General features: G+C 71.2%; 26 protein-coding genes and 3 pseudogenes. 20 read left to right on the top strand and 9 right to left on the bottom strand.

Annotation, left to right across the window (positions count from 1 at the left end; translation table 11 throughout):
* Nucleotides 1-321, top strand: a pseudogene (locus ACWDAG_RS14495) (NADH-quinone oxidoreductase subunit C); the annotation flags it as partial.
* Between the two features lie 323 nt (nucleotides 322-644).
* Here ACWDAG_RS14495 and ACWDAG_RS14490 read toward each other — a convergent pair.
* The 3 genes and pseudogenes from ACWDAG_RS14490 to ACWDAG_RS14480 all read right to left on the bottom strand — a co-directional run.
* Nucleotides 645-1,061: pseudogene (locus ACWDAG_RS14490) on the bottom strand (cadmium resistance transporter); the annotation flags it as partial.
* Nucleotides 1,062-1,079: 18 nt separating this feature from the next.
* Nucleotides 1,080-1,217: a hypothetical protein gene (locus ACWDAG_RS14485; RefSeq protein ID WP_450695923.1), complete on the bottom strand. Its 138-nt coding sequence runs from the start codon at nucleotides 1,215-1,217 to the stop codon at nucleotides 1,080-1,082.
* Between the two features lie 30 nt (nucleotides 1,218-1,247).
* Entirely contained in the window at nucleotides 1,248-1,838 is a 591-nt protein-coding gene (locus ACWDAG_RS14480; RefSeq protein WP_450695980.1) for a TetR/AcrR family transcriptional regulator, read from the bottom strand.
* Between the two features lie 164 nt (nucleotides 1,839-2,002).
* On the opposite strand from ACWDAG_RS14480, the gene ACWDAG_RS14475 reads away from it, so the two are divergent.
* From ACWDAG_RS14475 to ACWDAG_RS14435, 9 genes are all read left to right on the top strand, one after another.
* A complete protein-coding gene (locus ACWDAG_RS14475) occupies nucleotides 2,003-3,022 on the top strand; it encodes an aldo/keto reductase (protein ID WP_450695922.1) in 1,020 nt (339 codons plus the stop codon).
* Between the two features lie 25 nt (nucleotides 3,023-3,047).
* Nucleotides 3,048-3,932, top strand: a complete 885-nt coding sequence (locus ACWDAG_RS14470) for an LLM class flavin-dependent oxidoreductase (RefSeq protein WP_450695921.1) — start codon at nucleotides 3,048-3,050, stop codon at nucleotides 3,930-3,932.
* A 135-nt stretch (nucleotides 3,933-4,067) separates the two neighbouring features.
* The gene (locus ACWDAG_RS14465) at nucleotides 4,068-4,724 is read left to right on the top strand and encodes a DUF1326 domain-containing protein (RefSeq protein WP_450695920.1); all 657 of its coding nucleotides are present in this window, start codon (nucleotides 4,068-4,070) and stop codon (nucleotides 4,722-4,724) included.
* A 93-nt stretch (nucleotides 4,725-4,817) separates the two neighbouring features.
* Nucleotides 4,818-5,177, top strand: coding sequence for a zinc ribbon domain-containing protein YjdM (locus tag ACWDAG_RS14460; protein ID WP_389081824.1), 360 nt, complete (start codon nucleotides 4,818-4,820; stop codon nucleotides 5,175-5,177).
* 171 nt (nucleotides 5,178-5,348) lie between these two features.
* Nucleotides 5,349-5,687, top strand: a complete 339-nt coding sequence (locus ACWDAG_RS14455) for an ArsR/SmtB family transcription factor (RefSeq protein WP_450695919.1) — start codon at nucleotides 5,349-5,351, stop codon at nucleotides 5,685-5,687.
* Nucleotides 5,687-7,411, top strand: coding sequence for a SulP family inorganic anion transporter (locus tag ACWDAG_RS14450; protein ID WP_450695918.1), 1,725 nt, complete (start codon nucleotides 5,687-5,689; stop codon nucleotides 7,409-7,411). Before ACWDAG_RS14455 ends, ACWDAG_RS14450 begins: the two co-directional genes overlap by 1 nt.
* The gene (locus ACWDAG_RS14445; RefSeq protein ID WP_450695917.1) at nucleotides 7,408-7,815 is read left to right on the top strand and encodes a pyridoxamine 5'-phosphate oxidase family protein; all 408 of its coding nucleotides are present in this window, start codon (nucleotides 7,408-7,410) and stop codon (nucleotides 7,813-7,815) included. Before ACWDAG_RS14450 ends, ACWDAG_RS14445 begins: the two co-directional genes overlap by 4 nt.
* Before the next feature lie 3 nt (nucleotides 7,816-7,818).
* Nucleotides 7,819-8,244, top strand: coding sequence for an ATP-binding protein (locus ACWDAG_RS14440; protein WP_450695916.1), 426 nt, complete (start codon nucleotides 7,819-7,821; stop codon nucleotides 8,242-8,244).
* Nucleotides 8,245-8,293: 49 nt separating this feature from the next.
* Nucleotides 8,294-8,707 carry an STAS domain-containing protein gene (locus tag ACWDAG_RS14435; protein WP_450695915.1) on the top strand — a complete coding sequence of 138 codons (414 nt, stop codon included), beginning with the start codon at nucleotides 8,294-8,296 and terminating at the stop codon, nucleotides 8,705-8,707.
* A gap of 13 nt (nucleotides 8,708-8,720) precedes the next feature.
* On the opposite strand, the gene ACWDAG_RS14430 is transcribed toward ACWDAG_RS14435, so the two are convergent.
* Nucleotides 8,721-9,515, bottom strand: a complete 795-nt coding sequence (locus tag ACWDAG_RS14430) for a 2-phosphosulfolactate phosphatase (protein WP_450695914.1) — start codon at nucleotides 9,513-9,515, stop codon at nucleotides 8,721-8,723.
* A 232-nt stretch (nucleotides 9,516-9,747) separates the two neighbouring features.
* Here ACWDAG_RS14430 and ACWDAG_RS14425 point away from each other — a divergent pair, with 232 nt between their 5' ends.
* Complete coding sequence (locus ACWDAG_RS14425; protein WP_450695913.1) at nucleotides 9,748-10,098, top strand: ArsR/SmtB family transcription factor; 351 nt, start codon at nucleotides 9,748-9,750, stop codon at nucleotides 10,096-10,098.
* Nucleotides 10,099-10,274: 176 nt separating this feature from the next.
* On the opposite strand, the gene ACWDAG_RS14420 is transcribed toward ACWDAG_RS14425, so the two are convergent.
* Nucleotides 10,275-12,581 carry an FdhF/YdeP family oxidoreductase gene (locus ACWDAG_RS14420; RefSeq protein ID WP_450695912.1) on the bottom strand — a complete coding sequence of 769 codons (2,307 nt, stop codon included), beginning with the start codon at nucleotides 12,579-12,581 and terminating at the stop codon, nucleotides 10,275-10,277.
* Nucleotides 12,582-12,736: 155 nt separating this feature from the next.
* Between ACWDAG_RS14420 and ACWDAG_RS14415 the strand changes: the two genes are divergently transcribed.
* The 4 genes and pseudogenes from ACWDAG_RS14415 to ACWDAG_RS14400 all read left to right on the top strand — a co-directional run bounded on the left by ACWDAG_RS14415 (nucleotide 12,737) and on the right by ACWDAG_RS14400 (nucleotide 16,417).
* Nucleotides 12,737-13,660 (top strand): LysR family transcriptional regulator, encoded by a 924-nt coding sequence (locus tag ACWDAG_RS14415; RefSeq protein ID WP_450695911.1) that lies wholly within the window; start codon nucleotides 12,737-12,739, stop codon nucleotides 13,658-13,660.
* A 172-nt stretch (nucleotides 13,661-13,832) separates the two neighbouring features.
* Nucleotides 13,833-14,301 (top strand): annotated as a pseudogene (locus ACWDAG_RS14410) (response regulator transcription factor); the annotation flags it as partial.
* A gap of 167 nt (nucleotides 14,302-14,468) precedes the next feature.
* Complete coding sequence (locus ACWDAG_RS14405) at nucleotides 14,469-15,575, top strand: NAD(P)/FAD-dependent oxidoreductase (RefSeq protein ID WP_450695910.1); 1,107 nt, start codon at nucleotides 14,469-14,471, stop codon at nucleotides 15,573-15,575.
* Between the two features lie 62 nt (nucleotides 15,576-15,637).
* Nucleotides 15,638-16,417, top strand: a complete 780-nt coding sequence (locus ACWDAG_RS14400) for an SDR family NAD(P)-dependent oxidoreductase (RefSeq protein ID WP_450695909.1) — start codon at nucleotides 15,638-15,640, stop codon at nucleotides 16,415-16,417.
* A gap of 12 nt (nucleotides 16,418-16,429) precedes the next feature.
* Here the strand turns inward: ACWDAG_RS14400 and ACWDAG_RS14395 are convergent, their stop codons facing one another.
* Nucleotides 16,430-17,392, bottom strand: coding sequence for an alpha/beta fold hydrolase (locus ACWDAG_RS14395; RefSeq protein ID WP_450695908.1), 963 nt, complete (start codon nucleotides 17,390-17,392; stop codon nucleotides 16,430-16,432).
* Between the two features lie 125 nt (nucleotides 17,393-17,517).
* On the opposite strand from ACWDAG_RS14395, the gene ACWDAG_RS14390 reads away from it, so the two are divergent.
* Nucleotides 17,518-18,315: an SGNH/GDSL hydrolase family protein gene (locus ACWDAG_RS14390; RefSeq protein WP_450695907.1), complete on the top strand. Its 798-nt coding sequence runs from the start codon at nucleotides 17,518-17,520 to the stop codon at nucleotides 18,313-18,315.
* Nucleotides 18,316-18,348: 33 nt separating this feature from the next.
* Here ACWDAG_RS14390 and ACWDAG_RS14385 read toward each other — a convergent pair whose 3' ends face one another.
* The gene (locus ACWDAG_RS14385; RefSeq protein WP_450695906.1) at nucleotides 18,349-18,510 is read right to left on the bottom strand and encodes a hypothetical protein; all 162 of its coding nucleotides are present in this window, start codon (nucleotides 18,508-18,510) and stop codon (nucleotides 18,349-18,351) included.
* Nucleotides 18,507-18,743, bottom strand: coding sequence for a hypothetical protein (locus tag ACWDAG_RS14380; protein ID WP_450695905.1), 237 nt, complete (start codon nucleotides 18,741-18,743; stop codon nucleotides 18,507-18,509). Before ACWDAG_RS14380 ends, ACWDAG_RS14385 begins: the two co-directional genes overlap by 4 nt.
* A 72-nt stretch (nucleotides 18,744-18,815) precedes the next feature.
* Here ACWDAG_RS14380 and ACWDAG_RS14375 point away from each other — a divergent pair, with 72 nt between their 5' ends.
* A complete protein-coding gene (locus ACWDAG_RS14375; protein ID WP_450695904.1) occupies nucleotides 18,816-19,463 on the top strand; it encodes a TetR/AcrR family transcriptional regulator in 648 nt (215 codons plus the stop codon).
* Between the two features lie 43 nt (nucleotides 19,464-19,506).
* A complete protein-coding gene (locus ACWDAG_RS14370) occupies nucleotides 19,507-20,097 on the top strand; it encodes a PadR family transcriptional regulator (protein ID WP_450695903.1) in 591 nt (196 codons plus the stop codon).
* A gap of 13 nt (nucleotides 20,098-20,110) precedes the next feature.
* On the opposite strand, the gene ACWDAG_RS14365 is transcribed toward ACWDAG_RS14370, so the two are convergent.
* Nucleotides 20,111-20,551: an ATP-binding protein gene (locus tag ACWDAG_RS14365; protein ID WP_450695902.1), complete on the bottom strand. Its 441-nt coding sequence runs from the start codon at nucleotides 20,549-20,551 to the stop codon at nucleotides 20,111-20,113.
* A gap of 227 nt (nucleotides 20,552-20,778) precedes the next feature.
* Here ACWDAG_RS14365 and ACWDAG_RS14360 point away from each other — a divergent pair, with 227 nt between their 5' ends.
* Together ACWDAG_RS14360 and ACWDAG_RS14355 are read left to right on the top strand one after the other, a co-directional pair.
* Complete coding sequence (locus ACWDAG_RS14360) at nucleotides 20,779-21,429, top strand: TetR/AcrR family transcriptional regulator (protein ID WP_450695901.1); 651 nt, start codon at nucleotides 20,779-20,781, stop codon at nucleotides 21,427-21,429.
* Nucleotides 21,430-21,524: 95 nt separating this feature from the next.
* Entirely contained in the window at nucleotides 21,525-22,859 is a 1,335-nt protein-coding gene (locus ACWDAG_RS14355; protein WP_450695900.1) for an acyltransferase family protein, read from the top strand.
* Nucleotides 22,860-22,903 lie beyond the last annotated feature (44 nt).

The following is a 22,903-nucleotide window of genomic DNA, read 5'->3' as shown; positions in this document are numbered from 1 at the left end:
GCGACCCCGGAGAAGCCCGCGTCTCCGGAGCAGCCGGTGAAGCCTGCGTTCCCGGAGAAGCCCGCGACCCCGGAGAAGCCCGCGTCTCCGGAGCAGCCGGTGAAGCCTGCGTTCCCGGAGAAGCCCGCGACCCCGGAGAAGCCCGCGTCTCCGGAGCATCCGGTCAAGCCTGCCTTCCCGGAGAAGCCCGCGACCCCGGAAAAGCCCGCGTCACCGGAGCAGCCGGTCAAGCCTGCCTTCCCGGAGAAGCCGGTGTCTCCGGAGCACCCGGTGAAGCCCTCGTATCCGGACCAGCCGACGAAGCCGGAGCACTCGAAGTAGCCGTCGAAACGGCACCGTCCGCACTACTGGATGCGGAGCACGGGCGGCTCGCCCCGCTCGCGGACACCTCTGCACACCATGAGGAGAAGCTGATCCCGGGTGGTGCGGTGGCCAGGACCGGTGCCTGCGCGGCCCGGTTGCCGGCGTGACGGCGAGGGGTGTCCTCGCCCGCGGCCCGGCGACCGGGGACTCGGCGTGACAGCGGGCCCAGGATAGAAGCGGAGGGGTGTGGGGCGGACCCTGACTGCCCCTCAGGGGGTCTCGCAGATCGGCTGTCGAGCCGGGCTCGGAGGACCGGGCCCGGCACACCGCCCAGCCGGGGGTCACCAGCCGAATGCACCACCCTCGACGAGGATGAGCAGCCCGAGGGTGATCAGGACCAACGGGAGCAGGACGTGCCCCCACCGGCTGAGTGCTCTGGCGATGACCGGCCGTGTGGCGAAGAAGCGGCCCGCGAAGCACCACACGGCCACCAGGGCCAGGAAGACCACGGCGTAGACGCTCATCCCGCCCAGGCCGGCAGTGGCGAACACGGGAACGTAGACGCCGATGTTGTCGCCGCCGTTGGTGAAGGTGACCGCGGCGACCTCCAGTGTTCTCGGGCCGACCTCGGCCGTCTCCTGTGCGTCGTCCTCGGCCTTCTCGTCGCGGTGCTTCCACGTCTGCCGGGCCGACTTCAGGCCGAGAGCGAGGGGGAGCAGTCCGAGATACGGGATGGCCGATTCGGGCAGGACAGTGAGGACGGCGGCGAAACCGACCTACCGGCCGAGCGTGATCCGGCGGGCGGAACCGCGGTGGCCCGCGCCCGGCGCGAAGAACAGCGACAGCAGCAGGATGTCGTCGATGTTGGTGATGGCTAACAGCCCGGCCGGCTGCGTGACGATCTCCGGGTTCACAGATGCGCGCCTCTCATGCCCGGTACGTGGTCAGTTCGGTCGGCGTAGTCCTGCGATGAGGAGTTCGACCAGCCGGCGCGCGTCGTAGCGGGGGTCGCTTTCCGCGCCGATGCAGAGATTGCCGACGCCGCGCATGAGCTCGTAGGCCTTGAGGTCGGACCTGATTTCGCCGGAGGCGGCTGCCGCGTCGAGCAGCTGGGTGCACACGGGCACGAGGCGGTCGAGGAAGTAGGCGTGCAGTGTGTCGAAGCCTGCGTTGTCGGACTGCAGTACGGCGGCGAGTCCGTGCTTGGTGACCAGGAAGTCCACGAAGAGGTCGATCCACTGGCCCAGTGCCGCGTAGGGGGTCGGGCTGCTCGCCAGCAGGGCCGGGCCGGCCTCGGCGCAGGCCTCGACCTGGTGCCGGTAGACGGCGACGATGAGGTCCGCTCGCGTCGGGAAGTGGCGGTAGATCGTGCCCATCCCGACACCGGCCCTGGCCGCGATGTCGCGGACCGGTGCTTCCACGCCCGAGGTGACGAAGACCGCGGCGGCCGCGTCGAGCAGGGTCTGCTCGTTGCGCCGGGCGTCCGTCCGCTTGGACCGGGCTGCGCGTCCTGCGCCCTTGTCGCCGTCGTTCACCATGCCGTTCCCTCCGTTCTCGGGCTTGCTAAAGCGGAGCGGTGTTCCGTATCGTAATCGGAGCGACGTTCCGCTTTGCTCATGATGCCAGAGCGGGAGCCCCGCGACCAAGTCATGCCTGGTCACAACAGACAGCCACCCACCCGCAATGGAGGAATACGGCCATGCAGTACCGCACCTTGGGCCGCACCGGTGTGCAGGTCAGCTCGCTCGCGCTCGGCGCGATGAACTTCGGCAGCATCGGGCGCACCACCCAGGACGAGGCCACGGCCATCGTCGATGCCGCGCTCGAAGGCGGGATCAACCTCATCGACACCGCCGACATGTACGGCGACGGCGAATCGGAGGAGATGGTCGGCAAAGCCATCGCCGGTCGCCGCGACGACATAGTGCTGGCCACGAAGGCGGGCCTGCCCATGGGTGATGAGCGCAACCACCGCGGCAGTTCGCGGCGTTGGCTGGTCACCGCGCTGGACAACAGCCTGCGCCGCCTCGGCGTCGACCACGTCGATCTCTACCAGATCCACCGGTGGGACCCGAGCACCGGAGACGAGGAGACGCTCTCGGCCCTGACCGATCTGCAACGCGCGGGAAAAATACGCCACTTCGGGTCCTCCACCTTTCCCGCACACCGCATCGTGCAGGCCCAGTGGGCGGCGCGTGAGCATCACCTGGGCCGTTATGTCACCGAACAGCCCAGCTACTCGATCCTGCAGCGTGGGGTCGAGACGCATGTCCTGCCGGTGACCGAGGAGTACGGGCTGGGGGTGCTGGTGTGGAGCCCGCTGGCCTCGGGCTGGCTGTCGGGCGCCGTGCGCGCCGGCCGTTCCATCACCACCAGCCGCTCGACGTTCATGCCGCAGCGCTTCGACACCGGACTTCCCGAGAACAGGGCCAGGCTCGACGCCGTCGAGCAGCTGGCCGAGCTCGCCGACCGGGCCGGACTGACGATGATCCAGCTCGCGCTCGGATTCGTGACCGCGCATCCGGCCGTGACCAGCGCACTCATCGGCCCCCGCACGCTGGAGCACCTGCACTCCCAGCTCGCCGCCGCCGACACCGTGCTCCCGGCCGACGTACTCGACGCGATCGACGCGATCGTGGCCCCCGGCACCGACCTGGCCCCGCACGAGAAGTACGACACCCCGCCCGCCCTGCTCGACCCGGCACTGCGACGCCGCTGACCGTCCGAGGAGGAAGGGAAATCCCATGTCGACGACCGCACCGCGAGTCCGTTTCGGCATCATGACCGCCCCCATGCAGGTCGACTATCGCGACGTCCTGCGGGTCTGGCGGGAGGCCGACACCATTCCGGAGATCGAGCACGCCTGGCTGTTCGACCACCTCATGCCCATCGCAGGCGATCCGGACGGGCCCGTCTACGAGGGCTGGACGCTGCTCGCGGCCCTGGCCGCGCAGACCCGCCGCCTGCGCCTCGGTCTCCTGGTGACCAGCAACCGGTTCCGGCCGCCCGCCCTGCTGGCCAAGATCGCCACGACCGTCGACGTCGTCTCCGAAGGTCGGCTCGACCTCGGTCTCGGCGTCGGGTCCCGGCCCGACCCGCCCGAGGCCCGGCGCGAGTACCCGGCGCACGGTCTGCCCTTCCAGGACACCGCCCGGGCCGTGGAAAGCCTGGCCGAGGCGTGCACGGTGATCCGGCGCCTGTGGACCGAGGAGAAGCCCTTCGACTTCCACGGCACTCACCACCACCTCACCGGAGCGTTCGGCAATCCCAAACCCGTCCAGCGCCCCCATCCGCCGATCCTCATCGGCGGACGCTCATCCGCGACCCTGCGTGTGGCCGCCGAGCATGCGGACCTGTGGAACATGCCGGGCGGCGGCATCGACGACGCCGGGCGCCGCAGCGCCCTGCTGGACCGCCACTGCGCCGAGATCGGTCGCGACCCCGCCTCGATCACCCGCTCGATCGTCCTGCAACTCTCCTACGACCGTCCCGGCGTCACCAGGGACGCAGTCGCCGCGGCGATCGACGCCGGCTTCCGGCACATCGTCCTGGGGCTGTCGTCGCCCTACCCCGACGGTGTCGCTCGCCGGCTGACCGACGAGATCATCGGCGCGGCGGTCGCCACCTGAATCGGCCGGGTTCCCCTCCCGACGGGTGAGGTGCAAGCTGGAACGGAGGCCGTTTCGCGATCCCGCGAGCGGGCTCGGGAAACCCGGTCTCGCCACTCCGAGTGAGCCCCTCGGGCTCGGCAGGAGGGAAGCGGGATGACAGAGCAGGTCACCACCAGTACGTCCTGGCACCTGGCCGGCGACTGGTTCGATGTGTGCAAGTGCGCCATACCGTGCCCCTGCACATTTGCACAGCCCCCCACCTACGGCGACTGCGAGGGCGTCTTGGCCTGGCACATCCGGGAGGGCAACTACGGCGACGTGCGGCTCGACGACCTCAACGTCGTGATAGTCGCCTCCTTCACCGGCAACGTCTGGTCCGGCACACACACCGACCCGTACGCCGCGGTCTTCCTCGACGAACGTGCCGATGAACAGCAACGCGGCGCGCTCCAAGCGGTCTTCGGTGGTGAGGCGGGCGGATGGCCGGCGCAGTTCGTGGGAATGTTCCACCCCGAGATGCGCGGCATGGACGTCGTTCCCATCCACGTGGAGATCGACGAGGACCTCGCCGGCTGGCGGGCCGAGATTCCCGACCGGGTCACGGCCACCGTCGAGGCACTCACCGGCCCGACGACGCCGGACGGCGCACGCGTCCAGGTCCACAACGCCCCGGGCGCCGAGGTCGGCCCGGGCCAGGTCGGCACCTGGGGGCGCGCCACGGCCGACCGCGCCAACGCATTCGGCTTCACCTGGGAGCGCTCGGGGAAGTCGAGCAAGTACTTCCCGTTCGACTGGAGCGGGCCCGACTGAGCGGAAACGCGCTCCTCGCCCCGGGCATCGCATGGCCTCCCGGCGGGTCGGCCGGGGGGCGGGGCGGTGGGCGGCGCCGGATAACCTGGCCTGATGAACGAGAATCCTCCGCCCTGTCCGAAGTGCTCCTGTGAGTACACCTACGAGATGAACGCCCTGGTGGTGTGCCCCGAGTGCGGCCACGAATGGGTGCCCGCCGAGGCCGGTGCCGAGGGAGGCGGAGCTGCCGGGGAGCGTGTCGTCAGGGATGCCGTCGGCAATGTGCTGCAGGACGGCGACTCCGTGGTGGTGGTGAAGGCGCTCAAGGTGAAGGGCAGCCCGTCGGGGATCAAGGCCGGGACCAAGGTGCGCAACATCCGGCTGGTCGACGGGGTCGACGGTCACGACATCGACTGCAAGGTCGACGGTTTCGGCGCGATGCAGCTCAAGTCGAGCGTGGTCAAGAAGGCCTGAACCCGGCGCGGGACCCCCTCCGTCGGTGAGTCGTCCTGGGTGCAGCCGGATGCGGAATTGCAAAATTTCGCAATTGGTTAGATGCTGGCTTGGTTGTGTCTGCAGGTAGACGAGGGCGCAGCTATTCGTGTCCGCCCCGTGCGCGGGGCCTCGCAGGGAGTCCGAGGGGTCGTGTCCGTTCCGCTGTACCAGGCCAAGGCCGAGTTCTTCCGGATGCTCGGCCATCCCGTACGGATACGCGTGCTGGAACTGCTGCAGGACGGGCCGATGCCGGTGCGGGACCTGCTGGCTCAGATCGAGGTCGAGCCTTCCGGGCTGTCGCAGCAGCTGGCGGTGCTGCGCCGCTCCGGGATCGTCACCTCCACCCGCGAGGGCTCGACCGTGGTGTACGAGCTGGCCGGCGGCGACGTCGCCGACCTGATGAAGGCCGCGCGGGTGATCCTGACCGAGATGCTCGCCGGGCGGGGCGAACTGCTGGCCGAGCTGCGGGAAGCCGAGGCTGTCGCGTGATGACCAGAGCAATCGGCCGTGCCTGGGCCCGGATCGTGGTGTTGCTGCCAGGGCGCGCCGATCTCGCGGAGATGCGGCGCGACCCGCGCCGCGACCTGCTGGCGGGCCTGACCGTGGCGATCGTCGCACTGCCCCTGGCTCTCGGCTTCGGGGTCTCCTCCGGGCTGGGTGCGGAGGCGGGCCTGGCGACCGCGGTGGTCGCGGGCGCGCTCGCGGCGGTGTTCGGCGGGTCCAACCTCCAGGTCTCCGGGCCGACCGGCGCCATGACGGTGGTCCTGGTACCGATCGTCGGCCGGTACGGGCCCACGGGGGTGCTGACCGTCGGACTGATGGCGGGCGTCATGCTCGTCGCTCTGGCCGTGCTGCGGGCCGGGAAGTACATGCAGTACGTGCCCGCCCCGGTCGTCGAGGGCTTCACCCTCGGCATCGCCTGCGTGATCGGCCTGCAGCAGATCCCGAACGCGCTCGGCGTGCCCAAGCCGGAGGGCGACCGCGTACTGGTGGTGACCTGGCGTGCCGTCGAGGAGTTCGCGCAGTCCCCGAACTGGACCGCCGTCGGTTTCGCGGCCACCGTGGCCGCGGTCATGCTGGTCGGGGCCCGGTGGCGGCCGACCGTGCCGTTCTCGATCGTCGCCGTGATCGCGGCGACGATCGTGGCACAGCTGGCCGGCCTGGACGCGGCGAAGCCGATCGGTGACCTGCCGTCGGGGCTGCCCGTGCCCTCGCTGTCCTTCCTCGACCTCGGCTCGCTGGGCACCCTGCTCGCGCCCGCCGTGGCGGTCGCGGCGCTCGCCGCGCTGGAATCCCTGCTGTCCGCCTCGGTCGCCGACGGCATGACGGTGGGTCAGAAGCACGATCCGGACCGGGAGTTGTTCGGTCAGGGCCTCGCGAACATCGCCGCCCCGCTCTTCGGGGGTGTGCCGGCCACCGGTGCGATCGCCCGCACCGCGGTCAACGTCCGCACCGGTGCGGGCTCCCGGCTCGCCGCCCTCACGCATGCCGCCGTTCTCGCCGTGATCGTCTTCGCGGCGGCGCCGCTCGTCTCGAGGATCCCGCTGGCCGCGCTGGCCGGCGTCCTGCTCGCCACCGCGATCCGCATGGTCGAGGTCGGCTCGCTGAAGGCCATGGCGAAGGCGACCCGGTCCGATGCGCTGATACTCGTCCTCACCGCCGTGGCGACGCTGGCCCTGGATCTCGTGTACGCCGTGATCATCGGTCTCGTCGTCGCCGGTGCCCTCGCCCTGCGCGCCGTCGCCAGGGAGGCCCGCTTCGACCAGGTGCCGCTCGACCCGGGTGACCACAGCGCCGAGGAGCACACGCTGCTGGCCGAGCACATCGTCGCCTACCGCATCGACGGACCGCTGTTCTTCGCCGCCGCCCACCGCTTCCTGCTGGAGCTGACCGACGTCGCCGACGTGCGGGTGGTGATCCTGCGGATGTCCCGGGTGTCGACGATGGACGCCACCGGTGCCCTCGTCCTCAAGGACGCCGTGGAGAAGCTGCGCCGCCGTGGCATCGTCGTCCTCGCCTCCGGGATCCGCCCCGGCCAGCGCCAGGTCCTCGACTCGGTCGGCGCGCTGGAGCCGCTGCTGCACGAGGGCCGGGAGTACGCCACCACTCCCGAGGCGATCCGCGCCGCCCGCGAGCATCTGGAGACGGCCGGAGTCCTGCCCGCCCTTCCCGCCCGGCTGTCCCGGACCTCCAGCGAGGAAGTTCTGCCATGAGCACTGTCCCCGCCCCCCTTCGCATGGTCGAGGTCTCCGGTGCTGAGGCCCTGTGGCTGCTCGAAGGCAGCAGCCTGGGCAGCCTGGTGTACGCCCAGCGGGGGGCGAGCGTGATCAGGCCCGCCCGGCATGTGTGGGAGTACGGCCGCCTGGTCGTCCGTACCCCGGCCCCGGCCATGGCGGTGCCTGCGACGGGGACGTACCACGTCGACGACATCCGCGCCGTTTCCGGCACCGGCTGGACGGTCACCGTCTCCGGCCCCGTCGAGGTGATCACCGACCGCGATGAGGCCGCTCACCACCGGCGCACCCTCATGGGCTGGAGTCACGGCCCGCACGACTCCCTGCTGCGCCTGCATCCGAAGACGGTCACCGGTTTCCGCCTCGCCCGCGCGGAGGCGTGAGTGATGTCCACACAGCTGGAGACCTTGCCCTACCGGCACGTGCTCACCCTGCCCGCCGAACCATCGGCCGTACGGCTGGCCCGGCAGACGGCCGAGCAGGCGCTGGTCGAGTGGGGCATCGGCGTGCGCCACCCGGCAGTGGACCCGGCCCTGCTGATCCTTGCCGAGCTGGTCACCAACAGCGTCCGGCACGCCGCCGTTCACTCCCCGACGGTGACCGTGATCTATGCGGCGGGCCCGGACTGCCTGGCCTTCGCCGTCCACGACCGCCATCCCCACCAGCCGGCGCTGTACGGCACGGACATCGGCTCCGGTGTCGGCGGCCTGGCCACCGTCAGGGAGCTGGTCCTGGCCCTGGGCGGCACAGCGGTGGTCCGGGCGGACGCCGACGGCGGTGGCAAGAGCATCTGGATCACCCTTCCCCTCTGAACCGGGCGGCAGACTCCGACCGGCAACCCGCGCAAGGAAGTTCACCACCATGACCATCGACTGGCGCTACACCGTCGAGGACGACCTCGGCATCCTGTCCGTCGCCGGGTATCTGGGCCCGGACGCGGTCCGTCGATTCTCCGGCGCGGTCGGCTGGGCGCTGGCCCGGGGCACCGGCCCGGTCGTCGTCGACCTGACCGAGCTGCGCAGCTGGTCGGCCGAGGGGCAGCTGGCGATCACCGAGGCGGCCCGCCGTCTCGCCGAGGCGGGCCGCAGCCTGGAACTGGCCGCCATTCCCGCCGACGGGTCCCTCGTCCCCGCCGGTGACTGTCCGCCGGTGGCGGTCCATGCCGACCTGGCCGCGGCGCGCGCCGCCCACGGCGCTGCGCATGCGGTGCCGGTGCAGGGGCGTCATGAGTGGCGCACCACCGGATGGCCGGCCGCAGACCAGGCGGGCGAGTGATGGCCCCGGCTCATCATCCCGGCGCGAAGGCGCCGTCGCCGTCCCGGACGGGCACGAGTGCGCAGACGTCGTCCTCGGTGGCGATGGCCACATCGGCGACGAATCCCATGGCCGCCAGCCGGCGGCCGGAGATGCTGGTGGCGACCGCGTGCACGATGTCGGCGGTGCCCTCGTAGCCTGCCTTCGCGGCGGCGGCTTCCGTGGAGAGCGGGCCCGCACCCTGGGAGTGCAGGTCGCAGATGAGGGATCCGGCGCCCAGCAGGTCCTCGAGGGCCGGGCGCAGACTCCCGTCCGGCCACCGCTCTCCCGCGGCGATCACTGCGACGGGATGTTCGGGGGTGCCGTAGCCGTGAGAGGTGAGCCAGTTGCTGACCGCGGTGATGTTGCGCAGACAGGCGGCGACCACCTGCGCGCCGGGTGGCGCGGCGGCGGCGATGGCGCCGCCGTTGGGGGAAGGCAGCACCAGGCGGGCCACGAAGGGGGCCGCCCGCAGGTGGGCCGGGGAGAGCGACCACGGGGTTGAAGGTGTGACGGTCGTGCGGTGCGTGGCGAGTCGGGCCTCCCGGCGGCGGGCGTACGCCTTCGCGGCCTCGGTGGCGCAGGTCTTTTCCGCCTCGGTCGCAGGCCCGCCGGGCGCCCCGAAGGGCAGAACGCGGATCCCCTTCTCGACGGCGACGCTCACCGCGGTGGAGAACGACAGTACGTCGACGGTGACCAGACAGGCGGCCGCGGCGGCGAGACGGCCGGCTCCGGCGGGTCCCCACTCGAAGCGGATCCCGGTGCCGGTCTGCATGTCCCAGTCACCCATCGCACTCTCCCCGGTCGGCCTGTCGTGACGGGACCTGAGTAATTGCTAACATTAGCAATTACTCAGGTCCCGACATCGCTGGATTCGGGCGGTTGCCTTCCTCGGGTGCGGATTCGGTCCCGCCGGTGTCGCGCGCGAGGATGGGCCGCATGTTCTTCATGAGTGGGTGGACGCGATGCGCCGGGGCCCGGCCGGCGGGGCCGTGCTGCTGTACCGGGGAGGAGACGGCCAGGTGAGTACGCCGCTGTACCAGCTGAAGGCCGAGTTCTTCAAAACCCTCGGCCACCCGGCCCGCATCCGGGTACTGGAGCTGCTGAGCGAGCGCGAGCACGCAGTCGCGGAGATGCTGCCCGAGGTCGGCATCGAGCCTGCGCACCTCTCGCAGCAGCTGGCCGTGCTGCGGCGCGCGAACCTGGTCAAGACCCGCAAGGAGGGCTCGACCGTGTACTACTCGCTGACCAGCCCGCACGTCGCCGAACTGCTCCGGGTGGCCCGCACCATCCTGTCGGGCGTGCTGGCCGGGCAGGCCGAGCTGCTCGCCGACCTGCAGGCCGCGCAGGTGGAGGGCAGATCGCCGTCGTAGCGAGGGCCTTCGAACGGCGGTCGCCTTCCGAGGCCTGGCGCGCTCTGCCGCCGGCCCGCCCGCCGGCCGGCTTGTCGCGTGCGTACATGGCCCCCTCACCGTTCCATGCCAAGCTGGGTCGTTGCGGGGCTGGGGCTCGGCGACCTCGTTCGTGAACGTCCGCCGACCCCGGCCGGCTAGACCGGTGCCCGCTCGGCAGTCCGCTCCAGGCGGACGATCACGCTCTTCGACGTCGGTGTGTTGCTGATGTCCGCGACGCTGTCCAGCGGCACCAGGACGTTGGTCTCCGGGTAGTACGCGGCGGCCGAACCCGGGGGAGTGGAGTAGCCGACGACGTGGAAGGCCTCCGCGCGGCGCTCCGAGCCGTCCGACCAGATGCTGACCAGGTCGACGAGGCTGCCGTCGGTGAGACCGAGGTCGGCGAGGTCGGCCGGGTTGACCAGGACGACGCGGCGCCCGCCCTTGATGCCCCGGTAGCGGTCGTCCATCGCGTAGGGGATGGTGTTCCACTGGTCGTGCGAGCGCAGGGTCTGCAGGACCAGGTGGCCCTCGGGCGCCTGGAGCATCGTGAAGTCGTTCACGGTGAAGACGGCCTTGCCGCTGGGGGTGCGGAAGACACGGGAGTTGACCGGGTTGGGCAGGCGGAAGCCGCCGGGGCGCCGCACCCGCTCGTTGAAGTCGTGGAATCCGTCGACGACTTGGGCGATGCGGTCGCGGACGAGGTCGTAGTCGGCCTCGAAGTCCTCCCAGGGGATGCCCGGTTCGGAGCCCAGGACCCGGCGGGCCAGGCGGCTGATGATGGACACCTCGCTCAGCAGATGCGGGGACGCTGGATCGAGGCGGCCGCGCGTGGCGTGGACCTCGCTCATGGAGTCCTCGACCGTCATGAACTGCTCGCCGCCCGCCTGGACGTCCCGGTCGCTGCGGCCGAGCGTCGGCAGGATCAGCGCGGTGCGTCCGCACACCGCGTGCGAACGGTTGAGCTTGGTCGAAATGTGCGCGGTCAGACGGCAGTTGCGCATGGCGCGCTCGGTGGCCTCGCTGTCGGGCGTGGCCCGCACGAAGTTGCCCGCGACACCGACGAAGAGCTTGGCCCGGCCGTCCAGCATGGCCCGGATGGAGTCCACCGAGTCCAGGCCGTGCGCGGTCGGTGCGGTGAAGCCGAACTCCTGCCCCAGCCGGTCCAGGAACGCCTGCGGCATCCGCTCCCAGATACCCATCGTGCGGTCGCCCTGGACGTTGCTGTGCCCGCGCACCGGGCACACCCCCGCGCCCGGACGGCCGATGTTGCCGCGCAGCAGAAGGAAGTTGACGACCTCCCGGATGGTGGGCACGCCGTGCTTGTGCTGGGTCAGGCCCATGGCCCAGCAGACGATGACACCGCGGCTGCGCAGCACGCGCGCGTGGACCTGCTCGATCTCGTCGCGGGTCAGCCCGGTGGCGTCCAGGACGGCATCCCAGGACGTGGCGCGGATGCGTTCGGCGAAGGCGTCGTAGCCGGTGGTGTGCTCGTCGATGAACGCGCGGTCCAGGACGGTGCCCGGCTCCTTGTCCTCCGCCTCCAGCAGGAGCAGGTTCAGGGCCTGGAAGAGGGCCAGGTCGCCGCCCGGGCGTATCTGCAGGAACTGGTCGGCGATGTCCGTGCCCCGGCCGATGACGCCCCGTGCCTTCTGCGGATGCTTGAAGCGCAGCAGCCCCGCCTCCGGCAGCGGATTGACCGCGACGACGCTGCCGCCGCGCCGCTTGGTCTCCTCCAGTGCGGACAGCATCCGCGGGTGGTTGGTGCCGGGGTTCTGCCCCACGACGAAGACCAGGTCGGCGTTGTAGAGGTCGTCGAGGCCGACGCTGCCCTTGCCGATGCCCAGGGTCTCGTTCAGCGCCGAACCGCTGGACTCGTGGCACATGTTGGAGCAGTCCGGCAGGTTGTTGGTGCCGAAGGCCCGCGCGAACAGCTGCAGCAGGAAGGCCGGCTCGTTGGCCAGCCGCCCGGAGGTGTAGAACAGCGCCTCGTCCGGGTGGTCCAGGGCGTGCAGTTCGCGGGCGAGCAGGTCCAGGGCCTCGTCCCAGCCGACCGGCTCGTAGTGCGTCGCGCCCTCGCGCAGCACCATCGGCTCGGTCAGCCGGCCCTGCTGGTTGAGCCAGTAGTCCGACTTCCGGCTCAGCTCGTCCACCGAGTACTGCCGGAAGAAGTCCGCGGTCACCCGCCGGGAGGTGGCCTCGTCACTGATGTGCTTGGCACCGTTCTCGCAGTACTCGTTGCGGTGCCGCTCGCCCGGCGCGGGCTCGGGCCAGGCGCAGCCCGGGCAGTCGAAGCCCTTCGCCTGGTTGATGTTGAGCAGCGTCAGCGCGGTGCGCTTCGGCGAGGTCTGGCCCAGCGCGTACTTGAGCGCGTGGACGACGGCGGGAGCACCGGTGGCCCAGGTCTTGGGAGCCGAGACCGACAGTTCGCCCTCTTCCGCTCCGTCTTCTTCGAAGTCCCGCATCGCACACCACGCCCTCTCGTCCGCACGACACTCTTCGTCAGCGCCTCGGACCTGGTCAAAGCGGAAGTTCCTATCGCGTGACAGGCGGCACCGATCAGTGCAGCGTGACCGGGACCGCCGGCGCGGGACGGCCGCGGGCGAGGGATCATGGGAGGGTGCTCCTGCGTCAACTCGAATACCTCGTCGCCCTCTCCCGCGCCCGGCACTTCGCGAAGGCGGCGCAGGCCTGCTACGTCTCCCAGCCGACCCTGTCCGAGGGCATCCGGAAACTGGAGGACGAGCTCGGCATCCCCCTGGTCCAGCGGGGCCGCAGGTTCGACGGCCTGACTCCGGAGGGCGAGCGTGTCGTCCTGTGGGCGCAGCGCATCCTCGCGGACCGGGACGCGATGCAGGGCGAGATCCAGGCGCTGCGGGCCGGGCTGACCGGACGGCTGCGCATCGGCACCGTCCCGACCGCCGCCACGGCGGTCGCGCTCCTGACCCAGCCGTTCTGCCTCGCCAACCCGCTGGCGACCGTGCAGGTCTTCGCCGACCTGCAGTCCGTGGACATCGTCGACCGTCTCAAGACGTACGAGCTCGATGCCGCGGTGACCTATCACAGCACCGTCGTCGAGCACGGCTTCAAGTTCGTCCCGCTCTACCAGGAGCGTTACGTCCTGCTGATCCAGCGCTCCGCCCGCGACGTCGGCCCGGCCGAGATCTCCTGGGAGGAGGCGTCCCAGTACCCGCTGTGCCTGCTGCATCCCGGGATGCAGGGGCGCCAGGTCCTGGAGGCGGCCTTCGAGGCGGCGGGCGTCTCCGTGACCCCGCGCGTGGAGACGGACTCCATCGCCTCCCTGTTCGCGCAGGTCAGAGCCGGACACTGGGCGAGCGTCGTACCGCACGCCTGGCTCCACGTGTTCGGCGTGCCCGCGGGCATGCAGGCCGTCCCCCTGGTCCGCCCGGTCCGCACCGAGCACATCGGCCTGGTCCTCCCGGCGCGGGAGCCCGTCTCGGTGATCGGACAGGCACTGATTGACGCCGTCGGTCAGGCGGGTGTCGCGGCCGAGCTGGAGCGTCTGCCGGGCACTCCGCCATGAGTGCCGCCAAAGGCAGTCGATCGGCTGCGGCGCCATCGTGGCGGGTCGCGCCCGCGCGGCGGAGCCGCATATGGATACTGCCCCGCGCCTCTTCGGGGCGCGGCCGAACCGTCCCGATCCCCGGTCCGTCGTGCCCCCGTAGGACAGAACCGACGTCCGCCACCGCGCTGCGGACATGGAGGTCGTCGGCGAGGCCGCCAACGGGCATGAAGCGGTGGACCTCGCCCGCGCCCGTCACCCCGACGTCGTCCTCATGGACATCCGTATGCCGGGCACCGACGGTCGGGCCGCCGCCATCTACGACGCCCCCGAGCTGTCCGGGCACGTCGGAGCGAGCGGTTTCCTGGGCAAGTACGTCACCACCGACGTCCTGTTGGCCGGGATCCGGCCCGTCGCCTCCGGCGAGGCACTCCTCTCGCCCGGCGCCACCCGCGCCCTGATCACCCGTTTCCTCACCGGACCGGCCCCGGGCTCCCTGCTGGCACCCCCGGAACGCCGCGCAGCAGCTCTTCCCGAGCGTCCTGACCGTCCGCTCCCACATCCAGGGCGCCCTGACCAAACTCGACGCCCGCGACCGCGCCCAACTCGTGGTCATCGCCTACCGGACCGGCCTGGTACGCCCCATGCCCCGCGGGACGTGAGCACCGGGCGTGGGCCGCATCCAGCCGTCGCGTTCGCTTCACACGATTCCCACAAAGCCCCATGAGAGCTTTAAGTTTCAAGCGGTACGCTCGTCCGCAGTCCGAGTGGCCGAGGAAGCCCCCACAGCGCGGCGCTCGCATCCCCCCACAGGCACAGGAGAAGCGTTGTGCGCGACGGTGACGTAGTAGTGATCGGTGGCGGCTACGCGGGAGTCCGGCTGGCGAAGCGACTGGACTCGGTGGCGCGGGTCACGCTGGTGGACCGCAAGGAGGTCTTCTTCCACCGTATCGCCTCGCTGCGCGCCGGAGTTCGCCCGGAGTGGTCGGTGACCCCCTTCATCCCGTACGACCGACTGCTGCGCAACGGGCGGGTGGCCGTGGGCAAGGCGGTCCGCATCGACACCACCGAGCGCCAGGTCGTCCTGGCGACGGGGGAGAGGCTGCCGTACGACGTGGTGGTGATCGCCACCGGCGCCGACTACCCCGAACCGGCCCGCTTCACCGGCACCACCACCGACGAGGCGGTCAAGTCCTTCGCCGGGCACCAGCAGAAGATCGCCACGGCCGGGCATGTCCTCGTCGTCGGCGGAGGCCCCTCCGGCGTCGAACTCGCTGCCGAGGTACGCCTGGCCCGGCCGGATGCCCGGGTCACGCTCGCCCACTCCGGGCCGGCGCTGCTGCACTCCACCGGCGTCGAACGGGCCGGGCGCAGGGCGCGGGCCTGGCTGGAGTCCCACGACATCGAGGTACGCCTCGACTCGTTCATGTCCCCCGGCAACGACTTCGGCACCTATCGCGACGCGCAGGGCACCGTCGTCGAGGCCGACCTCTCCTTCTGGGCGACGGGCACCACGCCCAACACACTCTGGTTGCGCCTGGGCGGACACGGCGACTGGCTGAACCCGGCCGGGCACGTCAGGGTCGACCCCACCCTGCGGGTCCAGGGACGGCTGGACGTGTTCGCGGTCGGCGACGTGAACGACGCCACCGAACTCAAGATCACCCCCGCCGCGCTGGCCCAGGCCGACCTCGCCGCCTGGAACATCCGTACCTACCTGAGCAGTTCAGGCAAGCACCGCAAGGAACCGCGCCTGTACCGGCCGATCCACCGCACCCCGCTCATCGTGCCCTTCGGCCCGGCCGACGGGCTGACCCTGCTGCCCGTGCCGGGCGGCGAGAGCGCGGTCCTCGGCGGCCGCACCTCGGTGCTGGCCAAGGCGAAGACCCTCATGACGCCGTACATGAGGCGCCAACTCGGCTACACAGCAGCCTGAGAGGCACGGGCTCGGCCCTCCCGCGTCCAGGGCGCGGCCAGGGGTGTGTCTAGGGTGCGGGCATGACCTCGCAGACGTACCTCGCCGAACTGTTCTCGCTCAGCGACCGGACCGCCGTGGTGACCGGCGGCAGTTCCGGCATCGGCCGGGCCATCGCCGGTGCCCTCGCACGGGCCGGGGCGAGTGTCGTGCTCGTTGCCCGCAAGGAGGCGGAACTCGCCGCCGTCGTCGACGAGTTGGTGGCCGACGGGTGCCGGGCGGCCTGGGTCGGCGCCGACCTGGGCAGCCGCGACGGCGTGCGCGCGGCGGCCGAGAAGGCGGCCGGAGTGTTCGGGGAACCGGACATCCTCGTCAACAGTGCCGGGATCAATCTGCGGCCGCCGATGGGGGAGTTGGGCGAGGACGTGTGGGACACCACGATGGCGGTGAACCTGGAGGCGCCCTTCCTGCTGGGGCAGCGGTTCGGCCCCGGCATGGCCGAACGGGGCTTCGGACGGATCATCCACATCACCTCCCAGCAGGCGCACCGGGCGTTCGTGCAGAGCGGGGCCTACGGGGTGTCCAAGGGGGCGCTGGAGTCCCTGGCCCGCTCCCAGGCCGAGGCGTGGTCGCCGTACGGCGTCACCTGCAACACGCTCGTGCCGGGTTTCGTGATGACCCCGCTCAACGAGCGGCTGTCCTCCGATCCCGAGAAGGTCGCGGAGCTGGCCGCGCGCACCATGGTCGGGCGCAACGGTCTGGCCGACGACTTCGCGGGTGCGGCGGTGTTCCTGGCGAGCCGCGCCTCCGCCTACGTCACCGGGCAGGCCCTCTTCGTCGACGGCGGACTGTCCGTCCACTGATCACGCCACTGCTCACGCGAGTTCGGTGAGGAAGTCGATGAGCGCCGCGTTCACCTCGCGGGGCCGCTCCTGCTGCGTCCAGTGACCGCAGCCCGTCAACTTGACGGGCTTGCGGCGCAGGTCGGGCATCAGATCAGGGAGGGCCTCGATGAGTTCGGGTGTGCCGGGGAAGGCGGGGACCGGGTCGCGGTCGCCGTACACGTACAGGGCGGGCGAGCTGACGACCGCGCCGTGCCAGGGCGCCGTCAGTTCCCAGTTGCGATCGAGGTTGCGGTACCAGTTGAGCGCCCCTGTGAAGCCCTGGGAAAAGCTCTCGGTGAGGGCGTCCAGGTCCTCCTCGGTGAACCAGTCCGGCAGGGTCTCGGGGTCCGTCATGGTCGCGAGCCAGCCCTGGCCGGGTTCGATCAGCGGCTGGTTGCCCGCGCCGGCGCCGGGCGCGTCGCCGGACGCCATGTAGAAGAACTTCCGCAGCGTGGTGCGGGTGTCCTGTGCGAACTCGGCGTCGGCGACACCGGGTTGGTTGAAGTAGTTCCAGTAGAAACGGCCGTCGAACCGCTCGTCCATGACGGTCAGCGGCGGCCGGGTGCCCCGGAACGGCGGCGGCACGCTCAGACCGGCCACGCCGCGCACGACGTCCGGCCGCAGCAGCGCGGTGTGCCAGGCGACCGGGGCACCCCAGTCGTGCCCGACGACGAACGCCTTCTCCTCCCCGAGCGCATGGATCAGCCCGACGACGTCGCCGACCAGGTGCAGGATGCTGTAGGCGCTCACCTCGGCGGGACGGTCGCTGCGCCCGTATCCGCGCTGGTCGGGGGCGACCACGCGGAAGCCCGCGTCGGCCAGCGGACCGAACTGGTGATGCCAGGAGTGCCAGGACTCGGGGAAGCCGTGCAGCAGCACGACCAGGGGGCCTTCGCCTTCCTCCGCCACGTGCAGCCGGATCCCGTTCACGTCAATCATTCGATGCTCAACCATGTGCCTGAGCCTAGGCGTTTCATGATCTTCGAGAGGTCGATATAGTCAACAATACGAGTATGAGATTAATTACCTATGCCGTCGGTGGTCGGTGGTCGGCGGTGTCAGCGGAAGGCGGTAGGTCCGTGGCCGGCGGTGGATATCTGCGGTACGTCGCTGTCGGGGACAGCCAGACCGAAGGCGTCGGCGACGGTGACGACGTCCGGGGCCTGCGCGGGTGGGCGGACCGGCTCGCCGAGCAGATCGCGCGGGAGAGTCCGGGCCTGCTGTACGCCAACCTCGCCGTGCGCGGGCGGCTGGCCGGGCAGGTGCGTGCCGAACAACTGGCCCCCGCGCTGGAGTTGCGGCCCGACCTTGCCACGGTCGTCGCGGGCCTCAACGACGTGCTGCGGCCCCGGTTCGACGCGGACGAGGTCGCCGGCCATCTGGAGGCCATGTTCGCCGCACTCACCGGACAGGGTGCCCGCGTCGCCACGGTCACGTTCCCTGACCCCGGCCGGCTCGCCCCCTCGGCCCGGCCGCTCGCACCCCGCGTCCTCGCCCTCAACGCCCGCATCCGGGAGGCGGCCGGGCGGCACGGCGTCGCCGTGGCCGACTCATGGCCCCACCCGGCGGTGACCGATCCCCGGATGTGGAGCGCCGACCGGCTGCACGCCAGTCCGCGCGGCCACGCCCTCATCGCGGCCGCCGTCGCCCATGCCCTCGACCTGCCGGGCAGCGACGACAGCTGGGCGCGACCGCTGCCTCCCGAAGCGGTGCCCCGCACGGGACTGCGGGCCGTCGGCGCCGAACTGCGCTGGGTCGGCGCCTTCTTGGGGCCCTGGGTGGTACGGCGGGTGCGGGGCCGCTCCTCCGGCGACGGCCGGCAGGCCAAGCGGCCCGCGCTGCTCCCGGTGGCCGCATGCGCCGACGGCCCCTCCTGAGCCGTAGGAGGGATTGGGCCCCAAACCGCGCGGTCAGGAGCGCGGGGGACGTGGCGGTCGAGGGGTCCGCCGCCAGATCGCCCTCATTCCGAGCGCCAGGACGCCCAGCGCCACGACCACGATGACGACCTTGAGAACGAGGTCGAGCAACAGGTGGTGCAGGATGTCCGACGAGTCCGCTGCCAGGCCGGTCATCGCCGGCCGCCCTGCCGTCGCGACCAGGACGCTCCCTGCGCGCCGCCCTCCAGCCGCCGGGCAGCGGCCCGCAGTCCGGCCCGCACCGCGGGATCCGCATACCGGCGCACCTCGTCCAGCCTGCCCTTGCGCTTGAGCCTCAGGGCGACGGCGAAGACCAGCAGTGCCAGCACCACCAGGCCGCCCACGACCACACCGAACCTGATGAGCATGAAATTCAGGTATGTCTCCACGAAGATGCCTCCACCCGTTGGTATCACGCCTGTGATAAATCCTTTGTAGCACGCCTGTGATAAAAAAGCTCCATGCCCAAAGTCGTGGATCCGGAGGCCCGCCGTCGCCACGTCGTCGACGCCCTGTTCCGAGTCGTGGTCCGTGAAGGCCTGCAACGCACCTCGCTGCGGGCCGTCGCCGACGAGGCCCAGCTCAACATCGGCTCGCTGCGCCACTACTTCGCCAGTCAGCAGGAGCTGATGCGCTTCGCGATGCAGTCCATGCTCGACAGGGTCGGCAGCCGGCTGCTCGAACGCGTCGAGGCCATCGGGGAGTTGGACCGCCACCCTCGCCCCGAACAGCTTCGGTCCGCCGCGGGGCTCCTGGCCGAGCTGCTGCCGCTCGACGAGCAGCGCCGTGCCGAGGTCACCGTCTTCCTGGACTTCAACACCGCCGCCCGCACCGACCCGGCCTTCGGCGACCTGACGCGCCAGACCGCCGAAGGCACCAGAGCGCTGGTGCGGCGTGTGCTCACCCGGCTGGACGCAACAGGTGCCCTGCGCCCGGGTCTTGACCTCGGTCTTGAGACCGAGCGGCTGGCAGCGCTGCTGGACGGACTCGGCCTCAACGCCGTCCTGCATCCCGGGATCCTGACCCCACAGGCCTGTATAGACGTGCTGCACACCCACCTCGGCGACCTCTCGCGCTCCGCGGGGACGCCGGACCCGACACCGGCGTAGTAGTCGCCCTATTGACTAATCAACAAGGTGTTAAATTGGGCCAATGGCTCTGCGCAACGCGGTGATGGCCGCGCTACTGGAGGGTGAGGCGTCCGGATACGACCTCGCGAAGGGCTTCGAGGCCTCCGTGGCCAACTTCTGGATGGCCACCCCGCAGCAGCTCTACCGCGAGCTGGAGCGCATGGAGAGCGAGGGGCTCGTCCGCGCCCGGGTCGTCCAGCAGGAGCGCCGCCCCAACAAGCGGCTCTTCTCGCTCACCGAGGCCGGTCTTGAGGTCCTGCGGGACTACGTCGGCGAGGCCCCGGCCAAGCCGCCGGCCCTGCGGGACGAGCTGATGGTCAAGGTCCAGTGCGTCGACATCGGTGACGTCGAGGACTTCGAGGCGGTACGGGCCTCGGTCGCCGAGCGCTTCGAGCGGGCCACCGCCAAGCTCGCCCGCTACCGGCGCCTGCAGGAACGCCTGCTCGACGGACGCACCGAGGACGAGTACCTCGCCACCGCCGAGCGCATCGGCCCCTACCTCACCCTGCTGGGCGGGATCGCCCTGGAGCGGGCGAACCTGCAGTGGAGCGAGACGGCCCTGAAGAGACTCGAACAGCGCGCCGCGTCAGTCGCCCGATCGTCCGCCGACTGACGCGACCGGTGCGCTACCGGCACGGCTTCTGCAGGCCGGCGACGGTGTGCGGGCGGGGATGGCGGACCAGGGCCCACACCGTCTTGCCGTGGCGTCCACGGGGCCGTACACCCCAGGTCTGGGCGAGCTGGTCGACGAGGTGCAGGCCCCGCCCCTTCTCGTCGTCGCCGGTGGGCACCTCATGCAGGACCGGCTGCGCCGGGCTCTCGTCGGAGACGGCTATGAAGCACGAGCCGTCCGCGCGTGCCGTCACCGCCATCTCGAACTCGCGCTCCAGGATGGGCCCGTGACGCACGACGTTCGCCGCCAGCTCGGACGCCAGCAGGACGACCCTCTCCGTCATCTCGTCGTTCGATGCGTGCCCCCAGCTGGCCAGATGCTGCCGTACCCGGTACCGAGCGAAGCCGACCGAAGCCGGATGACGGGGAAGCCGGAACGCCTCACGTCTCAGCACACGCATCCCTCCCGTATGACATCGAAAAAAGATCTCGACACTCGAATAAGCGCACAGTGACAGATGAATGTCACTGCGCACACGAGGGGCGGCTGAAACTGGCCATATCTGGCCGAGTGTCGCCTACTGCCCACTGCGTAGCCCGTCTGGTCAGACGGACGCCGTGCCAAAATGGCCGTCATTCCCCCTGCTCAGCCCTTCTGCCCACACACCGCCGAGGTTGATCCGTGACCAAGCCCGCCGCCCGTGTGCCACTGCGCCGCAACTCGCGGTCCAACCGGGCGCGCATCCTGGCCACGGCCCGCCGGGAGCTCGGCCGCAACCCCGACATCACCCTCGAGGAACTCGCGCGCGCCGCCGGTGTCGTACGGCGCACGCTCTTCGGTCACTTCCCCGGCCGCCCGGCCCTGCTGGAGGCGCTCGCCGAAGAGGCGTCCGAGACGTTCAAGGACGTGCTGGTGGACGGAGTGCGGGCCGAGGAACCGGCCGACCGGGCGCTCGCCTGCTTCGTGCTCCGCCTCTGGCCGGTGGGGGACCGCTACCGGATGCTGCTGGGCCTGGCCCGGCGGGACCTGGGCGCGGAGCGGGTGACCGAGGTCCTGGCCCCGGCCCGCGAGGTGGTCACGTCGATCCTGGAGCGCGGACAGCGGGACGGCGTGTTCCACTCCCATCTGCCGCCCGCCGTGCTGAGCGCCGGACTCGAGGCGATGACGGTCGCCCTGCTGGAGGATGTGAACACCGGGGCGCTGGAGGACGACGGGACCCTTACGGCCGTCGCCACACTGATCGCGGCCGGCGTGCCGGAGAAGCGGGCGAGCGTGGTGGTCGACGAGGTCGCGGCGATCGTGCCGCCCGAGGAGCCGGCCGCGCAGGCGTGAGCCGCGGGACCGGGTGATCTCGTACCGGCCACGGATTGGTTGCGGCCCGGACGTCCCGCCGTGTCGATGGTGCGGCTGCGGCAGCATGACGAGGCATGGGCAGAGACCGGTACGTCGACTTCCTGCGGGCGTGGGCGATCGTCCTGGTCGTGCTCGGCCACTGGCTGATCACCGCCCTGCTGCACGGGCCCGGCGGTGAACTCACCGCCCCCGAGCTGCTGGCGAGCGTGCCCTGGACCCAGTGGCTGACCCTGCTCTTCCAGATCATGCCCCTGTTCTTCCTGGCCGGAGGCCATGCGGCGGCAGGGTCCTGGGCGCGGACGCGGTCGGCGGGCGGCACAGCCACCGGCTGGGTGGGGCGAAGGGCGGTGCGCCTGCTGCTGCCGACGACCCTGTACGGCGGCCTGGTCCTGCTTGCCGTAGGGGTGTGCTCCGCCGTCGGCGTCGACCCGGGCACCCTCGCGCTCGTCGGGTGGGCCATGGCCATGCAGTTCTGGTTCCTGCCGGTGTATCTGCTGCTCAGCGCCCTGACACCGGTCCTGCATGCGGCGCACCGGCGCTGGGGACTCGCCGTCCCCGTGGCCATGGGCGCGATCGCGGTGATCGCGGACACGGTGGTGCTCACGGTGCATGCACCCCACGTCGGCCTGCTCAACTACGTACTGGTCTGGGGCGTCGCCTACCAACTCGGCTTCTGCTGGTGCGACGGCCTGCTGACCGAGCGCCGCCCCCTGCTTCCGGCGGCGCTGGCGGTGGGCGGCGGACTGGCCTTCGCGGCGCTGGTCGCGCTCGGTCCCTTTCCGGTCAGCCTGATCCTGGTCACCGGCCAGACACCCAGCAACACCAACCCCCCGTCGGTGGCGATGCTGTCCTGGGCGGTCGCCCAGGTGGGCGCCTGCCTGCTCGCCGGACAGGTACTGCGGCGCCTCCTCCAGCGCGAGCGGGTCTGGCGGGTGGTGCGCCCGCTGGGCGGCGTCAGCATGACGCTGTATCTGTGGCACATGCTGCCGGTGCTGATGGTCGCCGCCGCGTTCTACCTGACCGGCCTCGCACCCGAACCCGCCCTCGGATCCGCCGCCTGGTGGGCCCTGCGAGTGCCCTGGCTGCTGGTGCTCGGTGTCACCCTGGTCGCCGTGGTGTCAGCCCTGCGGCCGTTGGAGGGCGCCCTGGTGCAGCGGTACGAGCGAACCCGCCCGGACGCCGACCCGTACCGCCCATGGCTGCTCTGGCCGGGCCTGGCCGCGTGCGCCACCGCCCTCAGCCACTTCGCCACCCGCGGCTTCACCGACGACGGCCGCTTCCCCGTGCTGCCTGCACTGGGCCTGGCCGTGGGCGCGGCGCTGGTACTGCTCCACCGGCGGCCGGCGGAACCTGGCAGCGCCGAGCGCTCCGGGGACATCAAGGGCGAGGCCCTGGAGGAGGCGGCCTGACGGCCCCTCGCGCGACGGGACGACGCGTCCGCCTCCCACAGCGA

Source organism: Streptomyces sp. NPDC001157, from assembly GCF_053598255.1.
This window is presented reverse-complemented; position numbering and strand designations above follow the sequence as displayed.

Bases quoted from the DNA above. Each gene is read 5' to 3' on its own strand.
- ACWDAG_RS14475 (WP_450695922.1), top strand. From the start codon at position 2,003: ATGCAGTACCGCACCTTGGGCCGCACCGGTGTGCAGGTCAGCTCGCTC.
- ACWDAG_RS14470 (WP_450695921.1), top strand. From the start codon at position 3,048: ATGTCGACGACCGCACCGCGAGTCCGTTTCGGCATCATGACCGCCCCC.
- ACWDAG_RS14465 (WP_450695920.1), top strand. From the start codon at position 4,068: ATGACAGAGCAGGTCACCACCAGTACGTCCTGGCACCTGGCCGGCGAC.
- ACWDAG_RS14460 (WP_389081824.1), top strand. From the start codon at position 4,818: ATGAACGAGAATCCTCCGCCCTGTCCGAAGTGCTCCTGTGAGTACACC.
- ACWDAG_RS14450 (WP_450695918.1), top strand. From the start codon at position 5,687: ATGACCAGAGCAATCGGCCGTGCCTGGGCCCGGATCGTGGTGTTGCTG.
- ACWDAG_RS14445 (WP_450695917.1), top strand. From the start codon at position 7,408: ATGAGCACTGTCCCCGCCCCCCTTCGCATGGTCGAGGTCTCCGGTGCT.
- ACWDAG_RS14440 (WP_450695916.1), top strand. From the start codon at position 7,819: ATGTCCACACAGCTGGAGACCTTGCCCTACCGGCACGTGCTCACCCTG.
- ACWDAG_RS14435 (WP_450695915.1), top strand. From the start codon at position 8,294: ATGACCATCGACTGGCGCTACACCGTCGAGGACGACCTCGGCATCCTG.
- ACWDAG_RS14430 (WP_450695914.1), bottom strand. From the start codon at position 9,515: ATGGGTGACTGGGACATGCAGACCGGCACCGGGATCCGCTTCGAGTGG.
- ACWDAG_RS14420 (WP_450695912.1), bottom strand. From the start codon at position 12,581: ATGCGGGACTTCGAAGAAGACGGAGCGGAAGAGGGCGAACTGTCGGTC.
- ACWDAG_RS14400 (WP_450695909.1), top strand. From the start codon at position 15,638: ATGACCTCGCAGACGTACCTCGCCGAACTGTTCTCGCTCAGCGACCGG.
- ACWDAG_RS14395 (WP_450695908.1), bottom strand. From the start codon at position 17,392: ATGGTTGAGCATCGAATGATTGACGTGAACGGGATCCGGCTGCACGTG.
- ACWDAG_RS14385 (WP_450695906.1), bottom strand. From the start codon at position 18,510: ATGACCGGCCTGGCAGCGGACTCGTCGGACATCCTGCACCACCTGTTG.
- ACWDAG_RS14375 (WP_450695904.1), top strand. From the start codon at position 18,816: ATGCCCAAAGTCGTGGATCCGGAGGCCCGCCGTCGCCACGTCGTCGAC.
- ACWDAG_RS14370 (WP_450695903.1), top strand. From the start codon at position 19,507: ATGGCTCTGCGCAACGCGGTGATGGCCGCGCTACTGGAGGGTGAGGCG.
- ACWDAG_RS14355 (WP_450695900.1), top strand. From the start codon at position 21,525: ATGGGCAGAGACCGGTACGTCGACTTCCTGCGGGCGTGGGCGATCGTC.